Annotated in this window: 15 protein-coding genes, 2 tRNA genes and 3 rRNA genes; 3 read left to right on the forward strand and 17 right to left on the reverse strand. The window is 56.0% G+C overall.

The genetic code is table 11. The features are described 5' to 3' along the window. Positions 1 to 60 precede the first annotated feature (60 nt). Genes bcsC through bcsR form a run of 6 tightly spaced genes read right to left on the reverse strand, consistent with a single transcriptional unit; the run spans position 61 to position 10633 of the window. A complete protein-coding gene (gene bcsC / locus ACMGGH_RS04130; protein ID WP_232949180.1) occupies positions 61 to 3543 on the reverse strand; it encodes a cellulose synthase complex outer membrane protein BcsC in 3483 nt (1160 codons plus the stop codon). Further along, on the reverse strand, positions 3525 to 4631 hold the full coding sequence (gene bcsZ, locus ACMGGH_RS04135) for a cellulose synthase complex periplasmic endoglucanase BcsZ (RefSeq protein WP_232949181.1): 1107 nt from the start codon (positions 4629 to 4631) through the stop codon (positions 3525 to 3527). Before bcsZ ends, bcsC begins: the two co-directional genes overlap by 19 nt. Positions 4632 to 4637: 6 nt before the next feature. Then, positions 4638 to 7058 carry a cellulose biosynthesis cyclic di-GMP-binding regulatory protein BcsB gene (gene bcsB / locus ACMGGH_RS04140; protein ID WP_126345965.1) on the reverse strand — a complete coding sequence of 807 codons (2421 nt, stop codon included), beginning with the start codon at positions 7056 to 7058 and terminating at the stop codon, positions 4638 to 4640. Positions 7059 to 7068: 10 nt separating this feature from the next. After that, a complete protein-coding gene (bcsA, locus tag ACMGGH_RS04145; RefSeq protein ID WP_028014759.1) occupies positions 7069 to 9684 on the reverse strand; it encodes a UDP-forming cellulose synthase catalytic subunit in 2616 nt (871 codons plus the stop codon). Then, positions 9681 to 10433 carry a cellulose biosynthesis protein BcsQ gene (gene bcsQ / locus ACMGGH_RS04150; protein ID WP_028014760.1) on the reverse strand — a complete coding sequence of 251 codons (753 nt, stop codon included), beginning with the start codon at positions 10431 to 10433 and terminating at the stop codon, positions 9681 to 9683. The genes bcsA and bcsQ overlap by 4 nt, the downstream gene beginning before the upstream one ends. A gap of 11 nt (positions 10434 to 10444) precedes the next feature. After that, positions 10445 to 10633, reverse strand: a complete 189-nt coding sequence (gene bcsR, locus ACMGGH_RS04155; RefSeq protein ID WP_028014761.1) for a cellulose biosynthesis protein BcsR — start codon at positions 10631 to 10633, stop codon at positions 10445 to 10447. A 174-nt stretch (positions 10634 to 10807) separates the two neighbouring features. On the opposite strand from bcsR, the gene bcsE reads away from it, so the two are divergent. From bcsE to bcsG, 3 genes are read left to right on the forward strand one after another with little or no spacing between them, the layout of a single operon-like run. Then, positions 10808 to 12370, forward strand: coding sequence for a cellulose biosynthesis c-di-GMP-binding protein BcsE (gene bcsE / locus ACMGGH_RS04160; protein ID WP_048960024.1), 1563 nt, complete (start codon positions 10808 to 10810; stop codon positions 12368 to 12370). Continuing rightward, on the forward strand, positions 12367 to 12561 hold the full coding sequence (gene bcsF / locus ACMGGH_RS04165) for a cellulose biosynthesis protein BcsF (protein WP_072201618.1): 195 nt from the start codon (positions 12367 to 12369) through the stop codon (positions 12559 to 12561). Before bcsE ends, bcsF begins: the two co-directional genes overlap by 4 nt. Further along, positions 12554 to 14233: a cellulose biosynthesis protein BcsG gene (gene bcsG / locus ACMGGH_RS04170; RefSeq protein ID WP_126345967.1), complete on the forward strand. Its 1680-nt coding sequence runs from the start codon at positions 12554 to 12556 to the stop codon at positions 14231 to 14233. Before bcsF ends, bcsG begins: the two co-directional genes overlap by 8 nt. 194 nt (positions 14234 to 14427) lie before the next feature. On the opposite strand, the gene birA is transcribed toward bcsG, so the two are convergent. The 11 genes from birA to pepQ form a co-directional block, all read right to left on the reverse strand. Further along, positions 14428 to 15390: a bifunctional biotin--[acetyl-CoA-carboxylase] ligase/biotin operon repressor BirA gene (gene birA / locus ACMGGH_RS04175; RefSeq protein WP_028014765.1), complete on the reverse strand. Its 963-nt coding sequence runs from the start codon at positions 15388 to 15390 to the stop codon at positions 14428 to 14430. Continuing rightward, complete coding sequence (gene murB, locus ACMGGH_RS04180) at positions 15387 to 16415, reverse strand: UDP-N-acetylmuramate dehydrogenase (protein WP_232949179.1); 1029 nt, start codon at positions 16413 to 16415, stop codon at positions 15387 to 15389. Before murB ends, birA begins: the two co-directional genes overlap by 4 nt. Before the next feature lie 124 nt (positions 16416 to 16539). Then, positions 16540 to 16655 (reverse strand): 5S ribosomal RNA (rrf, locus tag ACMGGH_RS04185). A gap of 67 nt (positions 16656 to 16722) precedes the next feature. After that, a 23S ribosomal RNA gene (locus ACMGGH_RS04190) occupies positions 16723 to 19627 on the reverse strand. A 171-nt stretch (positions 19628 to 19798) separates the two neighbouring features. Then, positions 19799 to 19874, reverse strand: a tRNA-Ala gene (locus ACMGGH_RS04195). A 38-nt stretch (positions 19875 to 19912) separates the two neighbouring features. Continuing rightward, positions 19913 to 19989 (reverse strand) — tRNA-Ile (locus tag ACMGGH_RS04200). Between the two features lie 70 nt (positions 19990 to 20059). Further along, a 16S ribosomal RNA gene (locus tag ACMGGH_RS04205) occupies positions 20060 to 21599 on the reverse strand. The 16S, 23S and 5S rRNA genes sit together here with 2 tRNA genes alongside, the layout of an rRNA operon. 352 nt (positions 21600 to 21951) lie before the next feature. Continuing rightward, positions 21952 to 22497, reverse strand: a complete 546-nt coding sequence (hemG, locus tag ACMGGH_RS04210; RefSeq protein ID WP_028014767.1) for a menaquinone-dependent protoporphyrinogen IX dehydrogenase — start codon at positions 22495 to 22497, stop codon at positions 21952 to 21954. 10 nt (positions 22498 to 22507) lie between these two features. Continuing rightward, positions 22508 to 23959 (reverse strand): Trk system potassium transporter TrkH, encoded by a 1452-nt coding sequence (trkH, locus tag ACMGGH_RS04215; RefSeq protein WP_013099227.1) that lies wholly within the window; start codon positions 23957 to 23959, stop codon positions 22508 to 22510. A gap of 41 nt (positions 23960 to 24000) precedes the next feature. Continuing rightward, positions 24001 to 24615 (reverse strand): IMPACT family protein, encoded by a 615-nt coding sequence (locus ACMGGH_RS04220; RefSeq protein ID WP_041911843.1) that lies wholly within the window; start codon positions 24613 to 24615, stop codon positions 24001 to 24003. After that, complete coding sequence (gene pepQ, locus ACMGGH_RS04225; protein WP_028014769.1) at positions 24615 to 25946, reverse strand: Xaa-Pro dipeptidase; 1332 nt, start codon at positions 25944 to 25946, stop codon at positions 24615 to 24617. The genes ACMGGH_RS04220 and pepQ overlap by 1 nt, the downstream gene beginning before the upstream one ends. Positions 25947 to 25993 lie beyond the last annotated feature (47 nt).

Raw genomic sequence — 25993 nt, forward strand, 5'->3', positions numbered from 1 at the left:
GAGTATACCCGATTGCCGCGCTATTAAGAGAGACTTACAAATGGATTAAGGAAAATCCGATTACCAGTCCGCATAAGGAATAAGCGGCTGCGGCGGTAAGTCCATATCGCCCTGCCAGCCTGCAGCAGAGTAGCGCACATAAATTAGCGCATGGCTTGGGGTGTAATCTTTCGCTTCCTGAATATCCACGCCCATGCCCACAAACCAGTTGGAGGTGACCCGGCGTTCGATAATTGCCCGCGCGGTATAACCCGTCCCGGAGGAGGAGCTGCCGGTTTCCATCGCGCCACGGTCGGTATAGCGGCCTGGCTCATCAGTCGGGATCAGGCTCTGGATCGGGTAACGTAGCTCGTCTTTGGTTTTGGAGTGGGACCAGGACACCGAGCCACCCAGCTCCCAGGACCAGTTTTCCGTACGCTTACGCCAGGTCACCGGCAGCGCGAAGGAGACATACTCCTGCGGGCTGTAGTAGCCGCCCTGACCGAGGGAATAGCCGCTCAGATCCTTATCGTAGTGCCAGAGCATATTGGAGACGCCGACCGTCAGGCGCTCGTTGTTTTTATTAATGAGCTTGTAGTAATAACCCGTCATCCAGCGGACGCGCCAGTTATCTTCCACATTTTTACCGGTCAGCGTTTCCGCGTTCAGGCTTGACCAGACGCCGTTCGCCTCGCCTTTGTCATAGCTGATGCTTACCCCGCCGCCCGTCGCGCGCACGCCGCCCCAGGTGGTGCCGGTATTGGTATCTTTTTGCCCGGCGAACGCCAGCAGAGAGCTGGAGATAGGCCGACGATGGGCGTTGACGGTATAGCCGATGGGGCCTAAATCGCTGCTGTAGCTGATACCGCCCACCACGTCGACGACGTCAAAGCCCATTGGCGTGGTACCAATATCCATCGCCCAGGTTTTATTCTGCCAGCCAACGGCTACGCTGGCACCGCTGTCGCTCTGGCTGGTGTTGCCGCTACACGGCGTGTCGTAGCAGGTCCCCCATTTAGGGTCGTAAGTTCCGTTATTGTTATCAAAGGTGCCGGCGTCCATGTTGACCAGATCGCTTCTGAAGAACATGCGCCCGTCAGAGAGCGGGGCGTCCACCTGGAGCATGGTGGTATGCGCTTTCAGGTCGGAATAGCCGCCCGTGCCGCTGGAGCCCCAGTAGTCGTGCTGCAGCGTGACGTTAACATCCTGCTGACGGTACAAATCACCGGCGTCACTGCGCACGCCGCGCTTCAGCCAGTCATCTTTTTCATCGTTGCGCGTCAGACGGGTGAAACTGTCATTGTCCACCGGACGCGTCGTGGTGATGCCGGACGACACCATCGCATCTTTATACGTCTCCAGCGCCTGCTGCGGCTGGCCGTTTTGCGTCTGGAAGCGAGCAGCATCACGCAGCACCAGCGCGCTTTCCATGGAGGCGGGCTGCGATTTGGCCTGCGGAATGATTTTGCTGAAGGTCTGTTCTGCGGCAGCAGAATCGCCCAGACCTGCCTGCGCCATCGCGATCCGGCGCTGCATATTGAGCGACAGCGGCTGGCCGTTTTGCGCGGCGGGCAGTTTCGCGAGCTCCGCACGGGCGGCATCTTTGTTACCTTCCGCGCTGTAAATTTCGGTCAGACCGAGGATCGCGTCTTCGTTCTGCGGCTCACGCTGCAGGACGGCGCTGTACGTCGTTTTCGCCGCGTTCAGATCGCCACGCTGCTGGGCCCAGTCCGCCAGCGTCAGGTCAATACGCGTGGAGACAGGCTGCTGACGCAGAAGATTTTCCGCCTCCTGCTCTTTGCCGCTGTCGCGCAGGCGGTTGGCGGTTTCCAGCACCTGATTGCTTTGCAGACGGTCGGCAAGCTCCTGAATATTGCCGTTCCACTGGCTGCGCGGCAGGGTATTCAGATGCGCCAGCGCGGCCCGGTCCTGATCGTTTCCGGACAGGTAGAGCCCGTTGGCATACACCTGCTCCGGGTCAGACGGTTTCTGGCTGGCAAGCTGGCGCATCAGGGTATCCGCCTGGCTGCGCTGGCCCGCGCTGTAGAGATCGCGCGAGAGACGATACGTTATCCAGACGTCACCGGGCGAGAGTGCCAGACGGCGACGCTGAATTTCTGCCGCCTGAGCGTATTTCCCCTGACTCTCCAGCTGTTCTGCCTGGGCGGAAAGCTGCTCGTTAGTCAGGCTACGCTCAATATCATCAATACTCCGGCGCTGGCTGGCGGAGAGAGACTGGATAAACTGCGAGGCTTTCTCCGGGGACTGCGCGCGGTAAACATTGGCAAGGCCTCGAACCGCATTGCTGTTGCTGCTGTCCATACGTAACGCCTGGCGGTAATAACGCTCCGCCGCGTCGTTATCTTTACGCGCGGCGGCAGCATCTCCCAGCCCCAGCACCGCATAGCTGTCGGTATTGTCGACGTTGCGCGCCTGCTGATAGTAACGCTCCGCCTGCGCCGGGTTATTCGCCTTCAGCGCCGCATCCCCCTGCTGGATCAGCAGCCAGTAGCGGTTAACCTTCAGCAAGCTGTCCCATTTCCCGCGGTTATCGCTCTGCGGATCGAGGGCAATCGCCTTTTCAAACTGTGCCACCGCGCGGGCGCGGTCGCCTTTCTGGGAATAGGCCTGCCCAAGGGCACCCACCGCTTCACTGTCGGCATGGTTGGCGCTGACGGCTTTTTGCAACTCCGCCACCGCCTTACTCCCCTGCCCGGCATCCACTGCGGCCAGCCCTTCCGCTTTCGCGCGGAACGCCGGGTCAGCGAGCTGCTTTTGCTGCGCCTCAAGCTGGGCGCGCGCCGCCGCGACGCTATCGCCGTCGCTGAAGACGGTCAGGTATTTTTGCAGCGCGGTGACGCTGGCGCTGCTGGCAGGCTGGTCCTTGATCTGCTCATACCACATGTCAGAGGCCTGGCCGCGGCCGCCGGTGGATTTAGCCATCTCCTGCAGCACCGCAAAGCCTTCATCACGGCGTCCGCTCTGGAACAGAAGCTGGGCCAGCGTCGTCTGGAGCTGGGTATTCCCGGGGCTGCTGCTGTTTATTTTTTTCAGCTGGTTGATGGCCGAAGCGCGACGGGCAGGATCTTTCGCCACCACATTCCAGTATTCCGTCGCCACGTCGCCGCCCGGCGGGTTGCCGTCAAAGAGCTTGTCATAGGCGGCAATCGCCTCCTGCGTGTGCCCTGTCGTAGCGAGCAAGCGCGCTTGCTGAAGCTGCTGGCGGCCATCCGGGGTGGAAAGCAGCATGGTATTGCGTGAGGACTGGTACGCGCCGGAGTCAGGGGCGATCCCCTTCAGGCGGTCCAGCTCTTTTTGCGCTCCGGCGTTATCGCCCTGGCGCAGCAGGTAGCGAAAGCGGGCGGCAATGACGTCAGGGTTGTTCGGATCGATCAGCTCAAGACGGTAGAGCGACTGACGAACCAAATCCTCGCGATGGGTCGATTCGCCCAGCCGAACCTGCTCCAGCAGCTGTTTCTGCTGCGGAGAGTTAACGGCCTGCGCCAGCGGCATCAGTGCCAGCCCAAGCGATAGAGTGAGTAGATTTACTGTGAACTTGCGCATTCCTGGCCCCAATCCGGTATTAATTCACCCTTAGCGGTGAAGCGAAAACGATGCTGATCCCATCCCTGACCAAAAAGAGTCAATACATAGCTGTAGTAGGCATTGTTATCGGGAAAATGATCTGCCACGCGCTGGCGCTGAACCGCCTGGGCATCGCGCTCCTGTAAAAACGGCAGCATCGCGGCAGAGAACCCGACCGGGCCATTGCCGGTGTGTTTACCCGTCGCCACATCCACTTTCTCCGGCGGCACGCCCTGTTTGATTGTCTTTGCCGCCATCGGCTGGAAGCGCGTCAGCAGCCGGGCTTTTTGAGGATCTTTATCGCTCATCATGCCCACCCAAAGATAGACACGGATGGCGTCATAGCCCCCTTCCAGCGTTTTATCCTGCTGTAGCTGCCAGCCTTTGTTTTTCTGATACTGCACCCAGTTCGGCGAGAATCCCTTCGGCGCGCTTTCCAGCAGCAGCCGCAGATTGGTTTCACGCAGCGTGGTCCACGGGGCACCGTAGCGGGTGAAATAGCTCGCTAACTGTGGAGGAAGGTAGCTGGGGTTAAAGCGCCAGGTGTTTTCTTCGGCAAAACCGACTTTACCGGGAAGCAGCATTGAGCCGAGCCCCGGCACTTTCACCACTTCCTCGCTGGCAATGCGTTTTAGCAGTGCCTTGCCCGTTTGGGTATAGTCCGGGTCTTTCCATAACCGGCCCGCTTCGAGCAGCGACCAGGCAATCCAGACATCGGCATCTGAGGCGGAGTTGGTATCAATCACTCCCCAGTTTTCTTTGCCTTTCTGCCCCCAGAGCCAGGCAGGCAGACGATCGTTGAGATTGCCGCTGGCGAGGTTATCGCGCGTCCACGTCAGCAGCTGGTCAAACGCCTTGCGATCGTTAGCGGCCAGGGCAAAGAACAACGCATAGCTTTGCCCTTCCGACGTTGTAATTTTGCGCGTGTCGCTCGGATCGATGACGCGCCCGCCCTCGCTGATGTAATCCTTTTTAAACTGCTCCCAGGCAGGCCAGGTACAGGCGGCGCGAAGAGGGATCGCCGCCAGCATCAACGCTGCGACTACACACCAGCGAAAGGCTTTCATCACGTCTTACTCATCCGGGTTAAGGCGACGACGGCTGATGATGCGCAGCAGACGCCACAGCACCCATGCCAGCAAGACCACGCTGACCGCAGCCAGGATGGCGAGCAGAACCGGATGGTTCGACAGCGCATACCACAGGCGCTCGAACCACGGCAGATGGCCGACGTAATACACATCACCCACGCGCAGGCTGTTGACACCGGACTCGCGGATCACCGACACAGAACCAAACATCGCGGCACGTTTGCCGCTGTCGTTCATCGCGGTATTCAGCAGCTCATAGCCGCGCGGGCTGTCCGCCAGCAGGGCTATCACGCTGCGCTGATCGTTGTAAGGAGACTGGAAGCCCACCACCGCAGCCATCGCCCCCTGAGAGGTTACGGCCGTCTGCGCGCTGGCCTTACGGTCGTTCACGTCCGGCATAATGCTTGGGAACTCGGTCTGGCGAAGCGGCGTGTTAACCCACGACTCGGTGGCTTTCACCAGCAGGTCGATACGTTTTTCATCCTTCAGCTTGTCCGGGATGGTGCCGATCACCATGATATCCGCATCTTTGTTCTGGATCTGACTGCCATCGTCCGTCAACGTGACGTTAACTGCCGGTAATCCGGTTTGCGCGCCTACGGTTGCCATGGTGTCGAGCAGGGTCGTCACCTGGCCTTCGTTTGGCGCTTTTGGCATCACCACAATGGATTCAGAGAGATCGGCCATGCGGCTGAACGGGAAGCCCGCGTTAGCAAAGGCACGCAGATCCGGCATCGCCAGGAAATGGTAGTACTTCGAGAAGTCGATGGTGGACTCATCGCCGATCACAACGTGGTTTTGTACCGGCTGGAAGGTGATGCAGTTATCCACCGAACCGCCAGGCATCGGGTTCATGTACTGGAAATCAAAACGCAGCTGGTTGATCGCGCCAAGCTTCAGCGCCGGAATAGAGACGTCCGTTTTTCCGTCCAGCAGCCCCTGCAGCACCGGCAGGCGGAGCATCAGACGGTTAGTGTCCTGGGTACTTTGCAGGCTGAACGATTGCAGGAACTGGTTGTTCAGGCTGATATCCATGCGCGAGCTGTCTTTCGTCGCCGGCGCGGTATAGCGGTAGTTGAGATTGATATCAATGCCGTTGGTGCGCAGCAGGTACAGATCCGGCGGCAGGTTCAGCGACAGGCTAATCGGCGATGGCTCCAGCCCGGACGCCTGCAGCTGCTCTTCATAGGTTTTTAGTTCACCAAACGTCACGGCGCGGTCGGTACGCACCCAGTTTGGCGCGTCATAAGGTTTACGCGCCAGCAGCGGCTTAACTTCGTCCACCACCACGCTGTTGCCGCGGAAAAGGACGTTGCCCTGAGCAATCGCCTTCGCGGCCTGGACCAGATCTTTATCATCACGACCAAAGACCACCAGCAGCTTCACGTACGGGTTATCCGGGTGGCTTACCATCTCAATGGTTGGCGCTTTGACTTCCGGGTGGTCGCGCAGGAAGCCCGGACGCTTCGCGTTGGTTGCAAAGACAATCGCGTTCCTGTCCGGCATTTTGTCATACATCACCGGGAAGTTCTGACCGCGCCAGCCGGAGCGGGAGCCAAACCAGGAGGCCACAATGGTCGCCGCCAGCTGCTCGGTCACGTCAGGGGACGATGCAAACACCATCGGCAGCGTGAGCGGACGGTTATCACGCGGGTCGAAGAACGGAACCGGGAACGCCGACAGATCGTTTTTCAGCGCCAGCGGCTGGTAGGTCATCTGCAGCGAGGAGTTACGCCCGACGTCCAGCCACAGCGTGTTGCTGGCGGGGTTTTCGCAGACATCGCGGTAGTGACCAACAAACTCCAGACGGATACGGTTAAAGTCGGTGATGAACAGCGGGTTAATCGGCACCTGCGCCTGTGTTTTCTTACCCAGCTGCTCTTTGGTCACCGGCAGAACGTCCATCAGTTCATCGTTCAGGTAGACCTTCAGCTGAGACTGCGTCGGCAGCAGGGATGGCGACGGGGTGTATTCAAGGTTCAGTACCGCATTTGAAACAACCTCATCGCTGCGCATACCAAATTCAATGCTGCCGTTAGGGTTGACGCCGCGCAGCACCATGCTGCCCGGCGGCGGCGCAATTTGCGCGAAGGTCAGCTTCACGTCCCGCGACGGCACATTATCTGCGACAACGGGCGCGTTAGCCCCCCGCACGCCCGGCATCACCTGCCCGATGACCGGATTCACGGCCGGCAGGGTGTTCCCCTCCGTTGGCTGGTTCGGAATGATGTTTTCTGTTTGACCGGGTGCCGCCGTAACAACCGGATCGGTTGCCTGCGCGACGACAGGTACCGTCGGCGCAGGCGTCGCCGCTGCGTTACCGGGTGCTGCGTTAGCCATTGTTGCGGGAAGTGCACTCACTCCCATTGCCACTGCACATAACCAGGAAAGTTTTGTTTTCATCGCGTTATCATCATTGTTGAGCCATAACCGGGTCCGCCTGCTTCGTCTCATCCCGCTCGGGACGACGAGGAATGAACGACACGACCCAGGAAACCAGCGAAGTAAGTGACCGGAAAATTAATTTCACCGACGACGGGGCAAATTCTGCAAGGTGACGATAGCCACGGAACCCCAGCTTCAGAATATCCAGCAGGCTTTCCAGTGGTTTATCTTCCGGGAAGCTGTCCTGCCAGAGAGCCCATGTATCCGCACGGGCAAACGTACACTGCACAAAATCAATGTGTTGCTTTTTGGTCAACGGCATCAGCTGCAGACCCACTTCACTGCCTGCCACACGCACAACCTGCGTCGGGAAGACATACTCCTGCTGACCGCGCTTAAGCAGCAGGTTAACCTTCTGCCCTTCCAGCACTTTCGCCTGGCCGTTGATTTTGATCCCCAGGCCACCGTCAGAGAAGTCGTGCACCGTACAGGAGAAGAGGTGACCATCTTCACGGGCGATTGCCGCAGGCATGCAGATTTCAACGCGATGCGCGCGACGAACCTGTTTACTCTCTACCGATACCGCCACCGCGCCGCCGAGGATAATCAGGTTGTAGAACACCCAGGCCATACTGACGAAGACGGTCAGGATTTCGTTTTCCGGGCCGTAGAAGTAGCGCCAGATACCGGCTATCACGCCGACAATATTCAGCAGCACGAGGAAGATATACGGGCGGGAGATCACCCAGTCGACGTACTCCTCTTCCACCAGACCGCCCTTCGCGGTGACGTTGAATTTCCCTTTGTGCGGGTTAATCAGCGCGACCATCGTCGGCGGCGCGATGTACCACGCCAGCACCGTTTCGTAGATTTCACTCCAGAAGGAGTGCCGGTATTTGCCCTGAATCTTCGAGTTCGTCAGGCTCGCGTGGATCATGTGCGGCAGAACGAACAGCGCAATCATCAGCGCGGGGGCGTAAATGATATAGGCGTGAAGGAGCAGGAACGCCAGCGGCGCGGTCAGGAAGATCAGCCGCGGGATGCCGGACAAGAAGTGGAACATGGCGTTGACGTAGCAGAGACGTTGCGCCAGCTTGAGCCCTTTGCCTATCAGCGGGTTATCGAGGCGGAAAATCTGCACCATGCCGCGCGCCCAGCGAATACGCTGACCAATGTGTGCGGAGAGTGATTCCGTCGCCAGACCGGCGGCCTGAGGAATACGCATGTAGGCAGAGGTATAGCCCCGTCGGTGCAGGCGCAGCGAGGTATGCGCATCTTCCGTTACCGTTTCAACGGCAATTCCGCCAATTTCATCCAGCGGCTTACGGCGGATAACCGCACACGAGCCGCAGAAGAAGGTGGCATCCCACATGTCGTTCCCGTCCTGCACCAGCCCATAGAACAGCGTGCCTTCGTTCGGGGTTTTGCGGAAGCGGCCAAGGTTACGTTCAAACGGGTCCGGCGAGAAGAAGTGGTGCGGCGTCTGCATCATCGCCAGCTCTTTCTCTTTCAGGAACCAGCCCATGGTCATCTGCAGGAACGAGCGCGTCGGCACGTGGTCACAGTCAAAAATCGAGACGAACTCCCCGGAGGCATACTTCAGGGCGTTGTTGATATTCCCGGCCTTCGCGTGCTCGTGAGTCGGGCGGGCGATGTACTCAACGCCGACCTCTTCCGCAAACTGGCGAAACGCCGGACGGTTGCCGTCATCCAGGATCCAGACTTTGAGCTTATCTTTCGGCCAGTCGATGCCCAGCGCGGCATAGATAGTGTTTTTCACCACGCTCAGGTCTTCGTTGTAGGTCGGGACGAAGAGATCGACGGTCGGCCACTGCGTGGTGTCTTTAGGCAGCGGAACCGGCTGGCGGTTGAGCGGCCAGATCACCTGGAAATAGCCTAGCACCAGCACAATCCACGCGTAGGTCTCAGCAAACAGCAGCACCAGACCGCACACCAGGCTGACCGGGTCGTCCCAGTTCAGCGTTGAGGTGTAACGCCACCAGATGTAGCGGCAGGAAACCGTCAGCGACAGCACAATCAGCATCAGCGCCGAGAAGCGGCCCGGAATACGACGAACCAGCAACGCCACGCCCCACAGCAGGATCAGGAAGATGAACTGCGCCAGCGGGTTGAAAGGTTGCGTAATACAGACCAGCGCCAGAATGAGCGAGAACACGACAATCACGCCGAGAATAAAACGCCGCAAGCCTGGGTGGAGATGCCCAAGCTCTTTATGGTTATCCAGATGGCTGGTCTTATCGCTGACGCTAGCGGGCAGTTTATCCAGCCACTGGTGATAGCGTTCACGTAACTGCTGTACGCGGGAATAGCTGCGCCAGTGCGGCGTTATTTTCTCCGTTCGGGATGACGATATTGCCAGCCAGACGGCCTGAATAAGATAGCGCGCCGGGTCCAAAGGCCGTGGTCGGTCGGGGTTAATGTGTGGGTATAATTCGCCGTGACGCGCACGGATGCGCTGCCAGCGCGGGTGCTCGAGTGGAATGAACGTCCAGGCCAGAATCAGCCAGAAACAGCCGAGCGCGGCGCTGAATGCCGGAGCACCATGCCGGCGAAAGTGCCGGTAATGGTCGCTCAAACGCGAACTGACCGGCGGGATGAGAAGCCAGCTGGCGAGTCGACTCATACCGAACTCCCAGCAGGCTCCGCCTTGCTGGCGAAGTTCAGCAGACACCAGTTCGCCAACGTCAGGATCTCTTCTGCTGCCAGCGAGTCGCTGCGGTATTCGCCCAGCGGCTGCTTGGAGGCGAGGCATTCCGCCATCCCCTCATCCCGATGAATCACAATGGGAAGCAGGCGGCGCTGGCTTTGCAGCCACACCTGATAGAGGTCGTCCTGGATTTGGCTACCGATACGTAAATCGTTAATCAGGAGATGTGCGTTCTGAGGCAGCCCCTGCTGATGCAGGCGAATATGGCAGTTCGCATCGACGTTCACCACGGAAAGTACATGATCGCACTGGGCGATGAGCTGCCGGGTCAGCGTCCCGGCGCCGTGCGGCAGATCCAGCAGGATCCACTGGTAGTGCCCCTTTTCTTTCAGGCTCTGCAGCGCAAGCGTGAACTGCGAAAACAGACGCTGATAGGCGGCTTCATTCTCGCGTTCTGTGGTGGTCAGTTGGCCAAAAGGCAGTAAATCCAGCTGGGAGGTATAGCGTAGCCCCGCATCCCGCCAGTCTTTGTCATCAAGCAGCGCGCGGGCCCAGCCCTCTTCGCGAGTGAAATCGACGTTGAACGACATACGCAGCAAATTATCGGCGCAGGCGTCAATCACCAGCACCGATTCACCTAAAAGCTGTAATGACCACGCCAGCGCCGCGGTAACAGATGTGGTACCCACACCGCCACGGACGCCCTGTAATCCGAGTATGGCCATCAATGGCTCCCTTAATGTTGATGGGCGAATTCAGCTAATAACGGCCAGCGTTTAATAGCAGCAGCCAACTGTTCCCGCTGGGAAATATCGGTGTAATCTATTTCAGGTAGAGAAAAGGCCTGCGCCAGCGCCAGAAAATCGTTTTGGAATGTGTAACCCAGAGTCGAGTCGACTGGGGTTGCAGGTTCGTTATTGTCCATTCTTATTCCATCCCTTTGAGGAAAATCGCACGCTCGGAAGTTGCGGGGCATCCTGCCCTGACAAATTTCATTTACATGCTAAATCTGATGTTCTTTAATTTCAATGTTAGGTTTATTTCTACGCTTTCGCTAGTAAACTGAGATACAGGCAAATTAGACGAAAAGAGGGACATCGTGGACTCCATATTTTCTATTGGCATCCAGTCATTATGGGACGAATTGAGCCACATGCCAGTCGGTGGAGTCTGGTGGATTAATACGGATCGTAATGAAGACGCTATCAGCCTGGTAAACCAGACAATTGCCGCTCAGGATAAGGATTCCCGCGTGGCCGTCATTAGCATGGGCGAAGAGCCGAAGAAAATAATTACGCTCGAAAGCGACAGCGGCCCCCAGAAAGTACGTTTGTTTTCTATGTCAGCGGAAGCGGATAGTCTATACTTTTTGTCCCGCGACGTTCAGTGCTCTATTGACCCGGATCACTATTTAGTGATTCTTAAATGTGCAAATAACATACTGCAAAATATTCCTGCTGAAAAACTGCTGTCGTGGCTGGAAAAAATCAATAAATGGGCAAAGTTTCAAAATTGCACGCTATTGGTCGTCAACCCCGGCAGTAATAACGACAAGCTGTTCTCACTTTTGATGGGCGAATATCGCTCCCTGTTCGGGCTGGCAAGTCTTCGTGACCAGGCAGGCAGCTATCTCTACGATATTGCCTTCTGGTGCAATGAAAAGGGCGTGAGCGCCAGGCAACAGCTGACTCTTAAACATATTGAGGGGAAATGGCACCTGGCACAGCAGGAAGAAACCGTGGTGCAGCCGCGCAGCGATGAAAAGCGCATCCTGAGCCATATTGCGGTTTTAGAGGGCGCGCCCGCGCTTTCGGAAAACTGGTCACTGTTTGAGTCTAACGAAGCGCTTTTTCATGAAGCCCGCACCACCCAGGCAGCCACCCTCGTTTTCTCGTTGATGCAGAATAATCAGATTGAAACGCTGGCGAGACAAATTCACACCCTGCGCCGCCAGCGCGGCAGCGCGTTAAAAATTGTGGTGCGCGAAAATAATACCAGCCTGCGCGCTACCGATGAGCGTCTGCTTCTGGGCTGCGGGGCAAATATGGTTATCCCCTGGAATGCGCCACTGTCACGCTGCCTGACGCTTATTGAAAGCGTTCAGGGTCAGCAGTTCAGCCGCCATGTCCCGGAAGATATCTCCACGCTGCTCTCCATGACCCAGCCGATGAAGCTGCGTGGCTACCAGAAATGGGATACGTTCTGCGATGCCGTCGGCAACATGATGAGCAACACGTTACTTCCGGCGGACGGGAAAGGGGTTATGGTTGCTCTGCGGCCGGTCCCGGGCATTCGCGTTGAGCAGGCACTCACCCTGTGTCGCCCGAACCGTACAGGGGACATCATGACCATTGGCGACAATCGCCTGGTGCTGTTTTTGTCGTTTTGCCGGGTCAACGATCTTGATACCGCGCTTAACCACATCTTCCCCCTGCCTACCGGGGATATTTTCTCGAACCGTATGATTTGGTTCGAAGATAATGCTATCAGCGCAGAGCTGGTGCAAATGCGCGCTCTCCAGCCTGAACAATGGGTTAAACCGCTCGCAATCACGAGCGATGTAAAACCGCTCCTCAATGCCAGACATGACGGACATGTCTGGCGTCGGGTTCCGGAACCCCTTCGCTTATTAACTGAGAACGGGGAGAACGCACCATCATGAATATCAGCGATATCATCCAACTGGTCGTATTCTGCGCGCTGATCTTTTTCCCGCTTGGCTACTATGCACGCCATTCCATACGCCGTATCCGTGATACGGCCAGAGTGATGTTTGTAAAACCTCGCTATGTAAAACCAGCCGGAACACTGACACGGGCATCACACGTCAAGGCAGACCGTAAACATGACTAATTCTTCCTATACCGCTTCGTCACCCTCGCCGCTCTGGCAATACTGGCGCGGCCTTTCCGGCTGGAACTTCTACTTTCTGGTGAAGTTTGGCCTGCTTTGGGCAGGTTATCTGAATTTCCATCCCCTGCTTAACCTGGTGTTTATGGCCTTCCTGCTGATGCCTCTGCCGAACATCAGGCTGCATCGTTTACGCCATTGGGTGGCCATCCCCATCGGCTTTGCGCTGTTCTGGCACGATACCTGGCTGCCTGGTCCGGAAAGCATAATGAGCCAGGGATCGCAGGTCGCGGGCTTCAGCGCAGACTATATGCTTGACCTGGTTGAGCGTTTCATTAACTGGCAGATGATTGGCGCCGTCTTTGTCCTGCTGGTTGCCTGGCTGTTCCTGTCTCAGTGGATCCGCGTCACGGTGTTTGTCGTCGCCATTATGATCTGGCTTAACGTGCTGACGCTGGCGGGGCCAAGCTTTTCGCTGTGGCCTGCCGGCCAGCCGACGACAACGGTGACCACGACGGGAGGAAGCGCAGCGGCTACCGTTACAACGGCAGGCGATACGCCGGTGGTGGGCGATATTCCAACGCAGACTGCACCGCCGACCTCCACCAATCTTAATGCCTGGCTCTCCAGCTTCTATACCGCTGAAGATAAGCGACAGACGAAATTCCCGGATGCGCTGCCAGCCGATGCACAGCCGTTTGAGCTGCTGGTGATTAACATCTGTTCCCTCTCCTGGGCCGACGTGGATGCCGCCGGTTTGATGTCTCACCCGCTGTGGTCCCACTTTGACATCCAGTTTAAAGATTTTAACTCTGCCACCTCATACAGCGGCCCGGCGGCAATCCGCCTGCTGCGAGCAAGCTGCGGTCAGGCATCGCATAAAAACCTGTATCAGCCCGCTGGCAACCAGTGTTATTTGTTCGATAATCTCGCGAAGCTGGGCTTTACGCAGCACCTGATGCTGGGGCATAACGGTCAGTTCGGTAACTTCCTGAAAGAGGTACGTGAACAGGGTGGCATGCAGGCGCCACTGATGGATCAAACCGGTCTTCCCGTTACGCTGCTGGGCTTCGATGGCTCGCCGGTTTATGACGATACCGCCGTGCTGCAGCGCTGGCTGCAGACCATCGAAAAAGACAGTAATCCGCGCAGTGCAACGTTCTATAACACCCTGCCGCTTCACGACGGTAACCACTTCCCGGGGGTGAGTAAAACGGCGGATTACAAAGTGCGGGCGCAGAAATTCTTCGACGAGCTGGACGCGTTCTTCACGGAGCTGGAAAAATCTGGCCGTAAAGTGATGGTGGTCGTGGTACCTGAGCACGGTGGCGCGCTGAAAGGCGACAGAATGCAGGTATCCGGCCTGCGCGATATCCCAAGCCCGTCCATTACCAACGTGCCTGCAGGCATTAAATTCTTTGGTATGAAGGCACCGCACCAGGGCACACCAATTGAGATTACCCAGCCAAGCAGCTATCTGGCGATTTCAGAACTGGTTGCCCGCGCCGTTGACGGGAAGCTGTTTGTGGAAGATAGCGTTAACTGGGATCAGCTCACCAGCAACCTGCCGCAAACGGCTGAAGTCTCCGAGAACGCCAACGCGGTAGTGATTCAGTATCAGAACAAACCGTACGTTCGCCTGAACGGCGGGGACTGGGTACCGTATCCGCAGTAACTGATTTCCCCCTCTTCCCACAGGGGAGAGGGGATAGTCAGTGCGTCATTATTGCGCTGAAATCCACATCCGCATTTTCAGACTTGCCGAATAGTCGTCGTCTTTAGAGGTGATTTCGGGCTCTCCGGAAGGCTGCCCCATCGTTAAATGCCAGGGTAGCGCAGACGGATTGTCGCATCGTTTACTCCATCCGGTTATTCGGCGCTTCGCAGGGAAATCTCACCGCCCACCCAGGGCTTGATCGCGCCATCCTGTTCCAGAAGCAGCGCGCCCTGTGCGTCAATACCGCGGGAAATGCCGTAAATCTCTTTATCACCAATCAGCAGCTTCACCGGACGGTTGATGAAGTTATCCAGCTTTTCCCAACGAGACAGGAACGGTGCCAGGCCTTCCTGTTCAAAAAGCGTGAGTGAGCTGCGCAGCTCTTTAATCATGCGCACGGCAAGGGTGTTACGATCGATGACAATCCCCGCCTCCTGGAGATTGGTCCAGGCCTGATTCACCACGTCGTTTTGGACAGTACGCATCACCATATTGAGGCCCGCGCCAATAACAATTTGCGCCGCATCACCGGTTTTTCCCGTCAGTTCGACCAGAATACCGGCAAGTTTACGATCGTTAAGGTACAGATCGTTTGGCCACTTAACGCGGACCCGATCGGCACCCAGATCGTGCAGCACTTCCGCCATGACGATACCAATGACCAGACTCAGGCCAATGGCTGCGGCAGGCCCCTGCTCCAGACGCCAGTACATGGACAGATAGAGATTGGCGCCAAATGGCGAGAACCATTTGCGACCGCGACGGCCACGACCGGCCTGCTGGTATTCAGCAACACAGGCATCGCCGGACGAGAGTTCGCTCAGCCGATCCATAAGGTACTGGTTCGTCGAATCAATCACCGGCAGCACCGCAACGTTGCCGTGTCCAAGCTGGCTGCGGATGACGTCTTCATTCAGCAATTGAATTGGCTCCGGCAGGCTGTAGCCTTTTCCCGGCACCGTGAACACATCGACGCCCCAGTCGCGAAGCGTCTGGATATGCTTGTTAATGCCGGCACGGCTCATGCCCAGTTGCTCGCCCAGCTGTTCACCAGAGTGAAACTCCCCGTCAGCAAGGATGCTAATCAGGGTTAACGGAATAGTATTGTCCTTCACGCAATGGTCTCCACGGCATTCACTTCACCTGTGCGGCCAATGAAGCGGACTTCTGGCTCCAGCCAGACGTTAAACTTTTCGCCCACACGTTGACGAACATAATGCGCCAGCTGTACAACATCATCGCTGGTCGCATCGCATTGATTAATCAGTACCAGAGCCTGCTGCTGGTGAACGGCAGCGCCACCTACGGACGTGCCTTTTAACTGGCATTGATCGATCAGCCAGCCAGCGGCCAGCTTCACGCTGCCATCTGCCTGAGGATAATGTGGCGCAGTGGGCCATCCTTCAAGAAAGGCTTTTGCATTTTCGCTGCTAATAACCGGATTTTTGAAGAAGCTTCCTGCATTTCCGTTTACTTTCGGATCGGGAAGTTTGGTCATTCGCATATGGCAAACTGAGTCAAATACGTCGCGGGGAGTGACGGTTGCCGGATCGAGACGCGTTAAATCGCCATAGGTCAGCACCGGCTGCCAGTTCTTTGGCAGACGCAGACCCACGGCGACAATCACGTAGCGATCCTGATATTCATGCTTGAAGATACTGTCACGATAGCCAAACCGACACTGTTCTGCCGTTAAGCGCTTAGCCGTTCCGGTCGCCAGTTCGATGCAGTCGACATATTCACAGACATCTTTCAGTTCGATGCCGTAGGCACCGATGTTTTGGATGGGTGACGATCCGGCGCAGCCTGGTATAAGCGCCAGGTTTTCCAGACCCGGCATCCCTTTTTCGAGGGTAAATTGCACCAGCTGATGCCAGTTTTCTCCGGCCCCCACGTGCAGATGCCAGCTATCGGCGCGCTCTTCCACACCAATGCCCATGATGCGGTTAACGATCACCGTTCCCGCGAAATCGTCGAGAAACAGGACATTACTTCCTTCGCCCAGAATCAGTACGGGTTCGTTATTTTCTGTTGCGCTTTGCCATGCATCCAGCAGCTGCTGTGCAGTATCGGCACGTACAATTTGATTAGCATTACGTTGAATGCCAAAGGTATTCCAGGGCTTAAGGGAGTGGTTCATAGACGCTATCCTGATGCAAAAACGCAGGTAGTTTACCGTATAAGCAGGGCGTTGGGGGATCTGTTTGTGCAGCGCAGAAACGCAAAAAGGCCATCCTTTCGGATGGCCTCTTCACTTATTTGATGCCTGGCAGTTCCCTACTCTCACATGGGGAGACCCCACACTACCATCGGCGCTACGGCGTTTCACTTCTGAGTTCGGCATGGGGTCAGGTGGGACCACCGCGCTAAAGCCGCCAGGCAAATTCTGTTTAATCTGTATCAGGCTGAAAATCTGTCTCTCACCGCCAAAACATCTTCGGCGTTGTAAGGTTAAGCCTCACGGTTCATTAGTACCGGTTAGCTCAACGCATCGCTGCGCTTACACACCCGGCCTATCAACGTCGTCGTCTTCAACGTTCCTTCAGGAGACTTAAAGTCTCAGGGAGAACTCATCTCGGGGCAAGTTTCGTGCTTAGATGCTTTCAGCACTTATCTCTTCCGCATTTAGCTACCGGGCAGTGCCATTGGCATGACAACCCGAACACCAGTGATGCGTCCACTCCGGTCCTCTCGTACTAGGAGCAGCCCCCCTCAATTCTCCAGCGCCCACGGCAGATAGGGACCGAACTGTCTCACGACGTTCTAAACCCAGCTCGCGTACCACTTTAAATGGCGAACAGCCATACCCTTGGGACCTACTTCAGCCCCAGGATGTGATGAGCCGACATCGAGGTGCCAAACACCGCCGTCGATATGAACTCTTGGGCGGTATCAGCCTGTTATCCCCGGAGTACCTTTTATCCGTTGAGCGATGGCCCTTCCATTCAGAACCACCGGATCACTATGACCTGCTTTCGCACCTGCTCGAGCCGTCACTCTCGCAGTCAAGCTAGCTTATGCCATTGCACTAACCTCCTGATGTCCGACCAGGATTAGCTAACCTTCGTGCTCCTCCGTTACTCTTTGGGAGGAGACCGCCCCAGTCAAACTACCCACCAGACACTGTCCGCAACCCGGATCACGGGTCCACGTTAGAACACCAGCCATTAAAGGGTGGTATTTCAAGGACGGCTCCACGCAGACTGGCGTCCACGCTTCAAAGCCTCCCACCTATCCTACACATCAAGGACCAGTGTTCAGTGTCAAGCTATAGTAAAGGTTCACGGGGTCTTTCCGTCTTGCCGCGGGTACACTGCATCTTCACAGCGAGTTCAATTTCACTGAGTCTCGGGTGGAGACAGCCTGGCCATCATTACGCCATTCGTGCAGGTCGGAACTTACCCGACAAGGAATTTCGCTACCTTAGGACCGTTATAGTTACGGCCGCCGTTTACCGGGGCTTCGATCAAGAGCTTCGCGTTGCCGCTAACCCCATCAATTAACCTTCCGGCACCGGGCAGGCGTCACACCGTATACGTCCACTTTCGTGTTTGCACAGTGCTGTGTTTTTAATAAACAGTTGCAGCCAGCTGGTATCTTCGACTGATTTCAGCTCCGTCCGCAGGGACTTCACCTACATATCAGCGTGCCTTCTCCCGAAGTTACGGCACCATTTTGCCTAGTTCCTTCACCCGAGTTCTCTCAAGCGCCTTGGTATTCTCTACCTGACCACCTGTGTCGGTTTGGGGTACGATTTCGTGTTACCTGATGCTTAGAGGCTTTTCCTGGAAGCAGGGCATTTATCACTTCAGCACCATAGTGCCTCGTCATCACGCCTCAGTGTTAAAGTGAACCGGATTTGCCTGGAACACACACCTACACGCTTAAACCGGGACAACCGTCGCCCGGCTGACATAGCCTTCTCCGTCCCCCCTTCGCAGTAACACCAAGTACAGGAATATTAACCTGTTTCCCATCGACTACGCCTTTCGGCCTCGCCTTAGGGGTCGACTCACCCTGCCCCGATTAACGTTGGACAGGAACCCTTGGTCTTCCGGCGAGCGGGCTTTTCACCCGCTTTATCGTTACTTATGTCAGCATTCGCACTTCTGATACCTCCAGCAACCCTCACAGGCCACCTTCAACGGCTTACAGAACGCTCCCCTACCCAACAACGCATAAGCGTCGCTGCCGCAGCTTCGGTGCATGGTTTAGCCCCGTTACATCTTCCGCGCAGGCCGACTCGACCAGTGAGCTATTACGCTTTCTTTAAATGATGGCTGCTTCTAAGCCAACATCCTGGCTGTCTGTGCCTTCCCACATCGTTTCCCACTTAACCATGACTTTGGGACCTTAGCTGGCGGTCTGGGTTGTTTCCCTCTTCACGACGGACGTTAGCACCCGCCGTGTGTCTCCCGTGATAACATTCTTCGGTATTCGTAGTTTGCATCGGGTTGGTAAGCCGGGATGGCCCCCTAGCCGAAACAGTGCTCTACCCCCGAAGATGAGTTCACGAGGCGCTACCTAAATAGCTTTCGGGGAGAACCAGCTATCTCCCGGTTTGATTGGCCTTTCACCCCCAGCCACAGGTCATCCGCTAATTTTTCAACATTAGTCGGTTCGGTCCTCCAGTTAGTGTTACCCAACCTTCAACCTGCCCATGGCTAGATCACCGGGTTTCGGGTCTATACCCTGCAACTTAACGCCCAGTTAAGACTCGGTTTCCCTGCGGCTCCCCTATACGGTTAACCTTGCTACAGAATATAAGTCGCTGACCCATTATACAAAAGGTACGCAGTCACACCACGAAGGTGCTCCCACTGCTTGTACGTACACGGTTTCAGGTTCTTTTTCACTCCCCTCGCCGGGGTTCTTTTCGCCTTTCCCTCACGGTACTGGTTCACTATCGGTCAGTCAGGAGTATTTAGCCTTGGAGGATGGTCCCCCCATATTCAGACAGGATACCACGTGTCCCGCCCTACTCTTCGAGTTCACAGCAAGTGTGCTTTCGTGTACGGGACTATCACCCTGTACCGTCGGACTTTCCAGACCGTTCCACTAACACACAAGCTGATTCAGACTCCGGGCTGCTCCCCGTTCGCTCGCCGCTACTGGGGGAATCTCGGTTGATTTCTTTTCCTCGGGGTACTTAGATGTTTCAGTTCCCCCGGTTCGCCTCGTTAACCTATGTATTCAGTTAACGATAGTGTGACGAATCACACTGGGTTTCCCCATTCGGACATCGACGGGTCAAAGGTTCATATCACCTCGCCGTCGCTTTTCGCAGATTAGCACGTCCTTCATCGCCTCTGACTGCCAGGGCATCCACCGTGTACGCTTAGTCGCTTAACCTCACAACCCGAAGATGTTTCACTTCTGATTGCGAAAATTTGAGAGACTCGAACACACCATTAAAGATGTGTCGTTTCAATTTTCAGCTTGATCCAGATTTTTAAAGAGCAAAACTTCGCAGTGCACCTTTTCAGGTTCACTCTGAAGTTTTCTTGTGTTCGCAGTAAAAGATGGTGGAGCTATGCGGGATCGAACCGCAGACCTCCTGCGTGCAAAGCAGGCGCTCTCCCAGCTGAGCTATAGCCCCATCGTTTTGCCAACCTCTTCAAATTTGCTTCGCAAATTTGGTAGGCCTGAGTGGACTTGAACCACCGACCTCACCCTTATCAGGGGTGCGCTCTAACCACCTGAGCTACAAGCCTGTAGAGGTTTTTTACTGCTGTTTTTCATCAGACAATCTGTGTGGACACTACAAAGGCAGGTTCTTTAAGGTAAGGAGGTGATCCAACCGCAGGTTCCCCTACGGTTACCTTGTTACGACTTCACCCCAGTCATGAATCACAAAGTGGTAAGCGCCCTCCCGAAGGTTAAGCTACCTACTTCTTTTGCAACCCACTCCCATGGTGTGACGGGCGGTGTGTACAAGGCCCGGGAACGTATTCACCGTGGCATTCTGATCCACGATTACTAGCGATTCCGACTTCATGGAGTCGAGTTGCAGACTCCAATCCGGACTACGACGCACTTTATGAGGTCCGCTTGCTCTCGCGAGGTCGCTTCTCTTTGTATGCGCCATTGTAGCACGTGTGTAGCCCTACTCGTAAGGGCCATGATGACTTGACGTCATCCCCACCTTCCTCCAGTTTATCACTGGCAGTCTCCTTTGAGTTCCCGGCCTAACCGCTGGCAACAAAGGATAAGGGTTGCGCTCGTTGCGGGACTTAACCCAACATTTCACAACACGAGCTGACGACAGCCATGCAGCACCTGTCTCAGAGTTCCCGAAGGCACCAAAGCATCTCTGCTAAGTTCTCTGGATGTCAAGAGTAGGTAAGGTTCTTCGCGTTGCATCGAATTAAACCACATGCTCCACCGCTTGTGCGGGCCCCCGTCAATTCATTTGAGTTTTAACCTTGCGGCCGTACTCCCCAGGCGGTCGACTTAACGCGTTAGCTCCGGAAGCCACGCCTCAAGGGCACAACCTCCAAGTCGACATCGTTTACGGCGTGGACTACCAGGGTATCTAATCCTGTTTGCTCCCCACGCTTTCGCACCTGAGCGTCAGTCTTTGTCCAGGGGGCCGCCTTCGCCACCGGTATTCCTCCAGATCTCTACGCATTTCACCGCTACACCTGGAATTCTACCCCCCTCTACAAGACTCTAGCCTGCCAGTTTCGAATGCAGTTCCCAGGTTGAGCCCGGGGATTTCACATCCGACTTGACAGACCGCCTGCGTGCGCTTTACGCCCAGTAATTCCGATTAACGCTTGCACCCTCCGTATTACCGCGGCTGCTGGCACGGAGTTAGCCGGTGCTTCTTCTGCGGGTAACGTCAATCGGTGAGGTTATTAACCTCACCGCCTTCCTCCCCGCTGAAAGTACTTTACAACCCGAAGGCCTTCTTCATACACGCGGCATGGCTGCATCAGGCTTGCGCCCATTGTGCAATATTCCCCACTGCTGCCTCCCGTAGGAGTCTGGACCGTGTCTCAGTTCCAGTGTGGCTGGTCATCCTCTCAGACCAGCTAGGGATCGTCGCCTAGGTGAGCCGTTACCCCACCTACTAGCTAATCCCATCTGGGCACATCTGATGGCAAGAGGCCCGAAGGTCCCCCTCTTTGGTCTTGCGACGTTATGCGGTATTAGCTACCGTTTCCAGTAGTTATCCCCCTCCATCAGGCAGTTTCCCAGACATTACTCACCCGTCCGCCACTCGTCACCCGAGAGCAAGCTCTCTGTGCTACCGTTCGACTTGCATGTGTTAGGCCTGCCGCCAGCGTTCAATCTGAGCCATGATCAAACTCTTCAATTTAAGTTTGATGCTCGTGAATTAAACTTCGTAATGAATTACGTATGTTCACTCAGAGACTTGGTATTCATTTTTCGTCTTGCGACGTTAAGAATCCATGTCACTTTGAGTGCCCACACAGATTGTCTGATAAATTGTTAAAGAGCAGTGCCGCTTCGTTTTCGCTGCGGCGCGGGGTGTGCATATTACGCTTTCCCGCTTCAGAGTCAAGCGTTTATTTTGCTTTTCTCTGCTGACCCGGCGGCGTGTGTGCCGTTGTTCCGTGTCAGTGGAGGCGCATTATAGGGAGTTATTCTGAAGTGACAAGCACAAAATACAAAAAACTTTTCGTTCGCTCACTTTTCAAACTTAACGCTTATTTAAGTCGCGAATCGCCCGCTAAATGGGCAATTTCCCGCGCAAAACTGGCCACCTGCGACCAGTCGGTATAAACCACTTCTTTACGCGTATCGGTTTCGCCACCCGTCATCTTCATTATCAGGCGAATCATGAAGCGGTCATACCAGCGGTAGCGAGGATAGCGCAGCGCACCGGCAAAGACGGCGCACAGGTCTGGCTGCCACGGCGAGCCGAGCAAAAACTTGCGCGTGTAGCTGTTGGTCTGCGGCGTACGCTTCTCAGCTTTACGGGCAACCAGATTGACCGAGTAAAACGCGCCCGGCAATGTGTTGAGTACCGCCGTATGCTTTTTCACAAAGCGATCCAGCGCCGGATGGAAGTGTCCGTAACGAATGGAGGCCCCAATCACCACGCGATCATACTCCTGCCAGGCAATCTCCTCCGCGCGATTCAGGTTCACCACATCTGAGTAAATGCCCAGCTCTTTTAATTCCGATGCCAGATAAGCGGCAATCTCACGCGTTTGTCCGTCTCGCGTAGAGAAAAGAATCAGTGTTTTCATCAACGGCTCCTTATTCGCGCCAGAATGTTGGGGTGAACAGCACCAGCAGCGTAAAGACCTCAAGACGACCAAACAGCATATTGGCAATAAGGATCCATTTCGCAACCGGGTTCATGCTGGCAAAGTTATCCGCCACAACCCCCAGCCCAGGCCCGAGGTTGTTCAGTGTTGCGACGACGGACGCAAAGGCGGAGAAATCATCCACTCCCGTCGCGATGATCGCCAGCATGCTGACGATAAAGACCAGCGCATACGCCGAGAAGAACCCCCACACCGCTTCGAGGATACGTTCCGGCAGCGCGCGGTTCCCCAGCTTAATGCTGTAAACCGCATTCGGGTGGACCAGACGCTTCAGCTCACGGTTTCCCTGCTTGAACAGCAGCAGAATACGAATCACCTTCAGACCACCGCCCGTCGACCCGGCGCAGCCGCCGATAAACGCGGAGCACAGCAGAAGTACCGGCAGGAACAGCGGCCAGCGCGCGATGCTGTCCGTGGTAAACCCGGCGGTCGTCGCCATCGACACCACCTGGAAAAACGCCTGATTGAGCGTGGTCAGCGCCGAGTTGTAAACATCATGGAACCACAGCACCAGGGTGCAGATGACGACCAGGGTAAGCTGGACGCCAATGAACATGCGGAACTCAGGATCGCGCCAGTACACCTTCAGACTACGCCCGCTCAGTAAAGAGAAGTGCAGGCCGTAGTTACAGCCGGAGATCAGCAGGAAAATCGCAATGATGGTGTTAATCGTTGGGCTGTCGAAGTACCCCACGCTGGCATCGTGGGTGGAGAACCCGCCGATAGCAATTGTCGCAAAGCTGTGCCCGATAGCATCGAAGGCAGGCATCCCGGCAAACCACAGCGCCAGCGCGCAGGCTACCGTCAGCAGAACATAAATCAGCCACAGGGTTTTCGCCGTCTCGGCAATACGTGGACGCATCTTGTTGTCTTTCAGCGGCCCCGGCATTTCAGCCCTGTACAGCTGCATCCCCCCGACGCCCAGAATCGGCAGGATGGCCACCGCCAGGACGATGATCCCCATCCCCCCGAACCACTGCAGCATCTGACGATAAAAGAGAATAGCGTGGGGTAACGAATCCAGCCCCACCAGCGTCGTCGCACCGGTGGTCGTTAAACCAGAAAACGATTCAAAAAAGGCATCCGTGATGCTGAGGTTAGGCTGCTCAGAGAAGATAAAGGGCAGCGAACCGACGCTTCCCAGCACCGTCCAGAACAGGACCACAATCAGAAAGCCTTCGCGAGATTTCAGTTCACCTTTCTGACGACGGTTCGGCCACCACAGCAGCGAGCCGATCGCCAGCGCGACAAAGAAGGTCTGGGTAAAAGCCCGCCCCGCGCCGTCCCGGTAGATAAGCGCCACCAGTCCAGGGAGAATCATCGTCCCCGAAAAGAGTATGACCAGCAGTCCAACGATTCGGGTTATGGCACGAAAATGCATCTCTGCCGCTTCCTTTGGTATTCAAAAAAGTGAGGTGGGGATTATTCTTCAATCGGCAGCAATTGCAACGAACCACGACTAAAATCAGCCAGTTTTGCTGAAAAAGCAGCCAGTTCTGCCTGAGGAAGCGCCACGCGTAATTGCACCATTGCCTGGTAATCACTGTGCGCAATCACGCCGTTAAATTGTTTGAGCAGTGTTTCAATGCCCGATAGCTGAGCGTAATCGCACAATAAAGTATATTCGGTGAGCGGCGTTTTGCGGGTGGTCGTCAGGATATTCAGTGCCTGCTGAACGCCGCCGCCATACGCTTTTACCAGCCCACCCGTACCTAACAGGATGCCGCCGTAGTAGCGCACCACCACGGCGGTAATTTCACCCACGCCGCTGCCCATCAGCTGGGAGAGCATGGGTTTACCGGCTGTGCCCGCCGGTTCACCGTCGTCTGAAAAACCGAGCTGTTGCGAATCGTCCGGTGGCCCTGCCACCCACGCCACGCAGTGGTGACGTGCGTCAGGGTGCTCCGCGCGAACGGACTCGACAAACGCTTTCGCCGCCTCTACGCCGTCGGTGTGCGCCAGCAGCGTAATAAAGCGGCTTTTCTTGATTTCCTCAACAAAGGTGACCGGTTCAGCCGGTATCAGCCAGCTTTCCATCAGGCCAGCTTCAGGTCTCGCGTCATATTCTCGATACCGTTCTCGTGAACCACCACGTTATCTTCGATACGAATGCCGCCAAACGGCTTCAGCGCGTCAATTTTTTCCCAGTTGAAGTGCTTGCTGAACTGCCCTTCACGCCACGGCGCCAGCAGGGATTCGATAAAGTAGATCCCCGGTTCAATCGTCAGCACCATGCGCGGCTCCAGGATACGAGTGCAGCGCAGGTAAGGATATTTAGACGGTGCCGCCAGGTGCGTACCGGTATCATCCTGCATAAAGCCCGCAACGTCGTGAACCTGCAGGCCCAGCGGGTGGCCGATACCGTGCGGCATGAATGGTCCGGTCAGGTCGTTCTCGACCATCGCCTCTTCGCTCATGTCTTTCACAATCTGATGCTTACGCAGCAGTTTAGCAATGCGCTGATGGAACTGGATGTGGTAATCCACGTAGCTGGTTCCGGCCTTCATGGTGCCAATCAATGCCAGCTGTTCGTCGTTTACGTCCTTAATAAGCTGCGCAAAATCGGTATCCGCATTCGCCGCCCAGGTGCGAGTCAGATCGGCCGCATAGCCGTTGTACTCTGCGCCTGCGTCCAGCAGGAAGCTGCGCATCTCAGACGGAACCTGATGATCCAGTTTGGTGTAGTGGAGAACAGACGCATGCTCATTCAGCGCGACGATGTTGCTGTACGGTACGTCGGTGTCACGATGACCGGTTGCAGTCAGGTAGGCCAGGTTGATGTCGAACTCGCTCATGCCTGACTGGAACGCTTCGTGCGCGGCGCGGTGGCCATTCACCGCCGTTTTTTGCGCTTCACGCATGCAGTAGAGTTCATAGTCGGTTTTATACGCGCGGTAATAGTGCAGGTAATCCAGCACGCCTTTCGGATTGAGTTTGTCTGCCGGAATATCCAGACCGAGCGCACGTTCAGGTACAGGGCCAATGTAGCCGATGTTGCCGCGCGCCGCTGGCAGCTGGCTGCCAATGCCGTCCGCTTTTGGCAGGGCGATCACCTCAATTTCTTCGGTCCAGAAAGAGGTCGGCAGCGGTTCAACGTTGTGCCAGTAATCAACCGGCAGGTAGAACCACAGTTTCGGCTTGTTCACGCCGTCCACCAGCAGCCAGCAATTCGGAACCTGTGTCACCGGCACCCAGGCTTTAAACTGCGGGTTAACCTTAAACGGATAGGCGTGGTCATCAAGAAAAGTATTCATCAGCTCGCCGGAGTGGATCAGGAGGGCATCCAGCTTGAAGCGGGCCAGTACATCGCGGGTACGTTCCTGTAGGGTAACGATATGATTTTTATAAAGCGAAGCCAGTGAGTCCATCATTCTTCCTTTCGTTTTTTTGACCTCAAGTCATCGCATCTTAGCAC

Origin of the sequence: Enterobacter sp. BNK-16, from assembly GCF_048684955.1 — a bacterium.
Lineage (GTDB): Bacteria > Pseudomonadota > Gammaproteobacteria > Enterobacterales > Enterobacteriaceae > Enterobacter > Enterobacter bugandensis.

What these genes read in the sequence shown, in the direction of transcription:
- bcsC (WP_232949180.1), bottom strand. Translation starts at nt 3,543, where the DNA reads ATGCGCAAGTTCACAGTAAATCTACTCACTCTATCGCTTGGGCTGGCA.
- bcsZ (WP_232949181.1), bottom strand. Translation starts at nt 4,631, where the DNA reads ATGAAAGCCTTTCGCTGGTGTGTAGTCGCAGCGTTGATGCTGGCGGCG.
- bcsB (WP_126345965.1), bottom strand. Translation starts at nt 7,058, where the DNA reads ATGAAAACAAAACTTTCCTGGTTATGTGCAGTGGCAATGGGAGTGAGT.
- bcsA (WP_028014759.1), bottom strand. Translation starts at nt 9,684, where the DNA reads ATGAGTCGACTCGCCAGCTGGCTTCTCATCCCGCCGGTCAGTTCGCGT.
- bcsQ (WP_028014760.1), bottom strand. Translation starts at nt 10,433, where the DNA reads ATGGCCATACTCGGATTACAGGGCGTCCGTGGCGGTGTGGGTACCACA.
- bcsR (WP_028014761.1), bottom strand. Translation starts at nt 10,633, where the DNA reads ATGGACAATAACGAACCTGCAACCCCAGTCGACTCGACTCTGGGTTAC.
- bcsF (WP_072201618.1), top strand. Translation starts at nt 12,367, where the DNA reads ATGAATATCAGCGATATCATCCAACTGGTCGTATTCTGCGCGCTGATC.
- bcsG (WP_126345967.1), top strand. Translation starts at nt 12,554, where the DNA reads ATGACTAATTCTTCCTATACCGCTTCGTCACCCTCGCCGCTCTGGCAA.
- murB (WP_232949179.1), bottom strand. Translation starts at nt 16,415, where the DNA reads ATGAACCACTCCCTTAAGCCCTGGAATACCTTTGGCATTCAACGTAAT.
- hemG (WP_028014767.1), bottom strand. Translation starts at nt 22,497, where the DNA reads ATGAAAACACTGATTCTTTTCTCTACGCGAGACGGACAAACGCGTGAG.
- trkH (WP_013099227.1), bottom strand. Translation starts at nt 23,959, where the DNA reads ATGCATTTTCGTGCCATAACCCGAATCGTTGGACTGCTGGTCATACTC.
- ACMGGH_RS04220 (WP_041911843.1), bottom strand. Translation starts at nt 24,615, where the DNA reads ATGGAAAGCTGGCTGATACCGGCTGAACCGGTCACCTTTGTTGAGGAA.
- pepQ (WP_028014769.1), bottom strand. Translation starts at nt 25,946, where the DNA reads ATGGACTCACTGGCTTCGCTTTATAAAAATCATATCGTTACCCTACAG.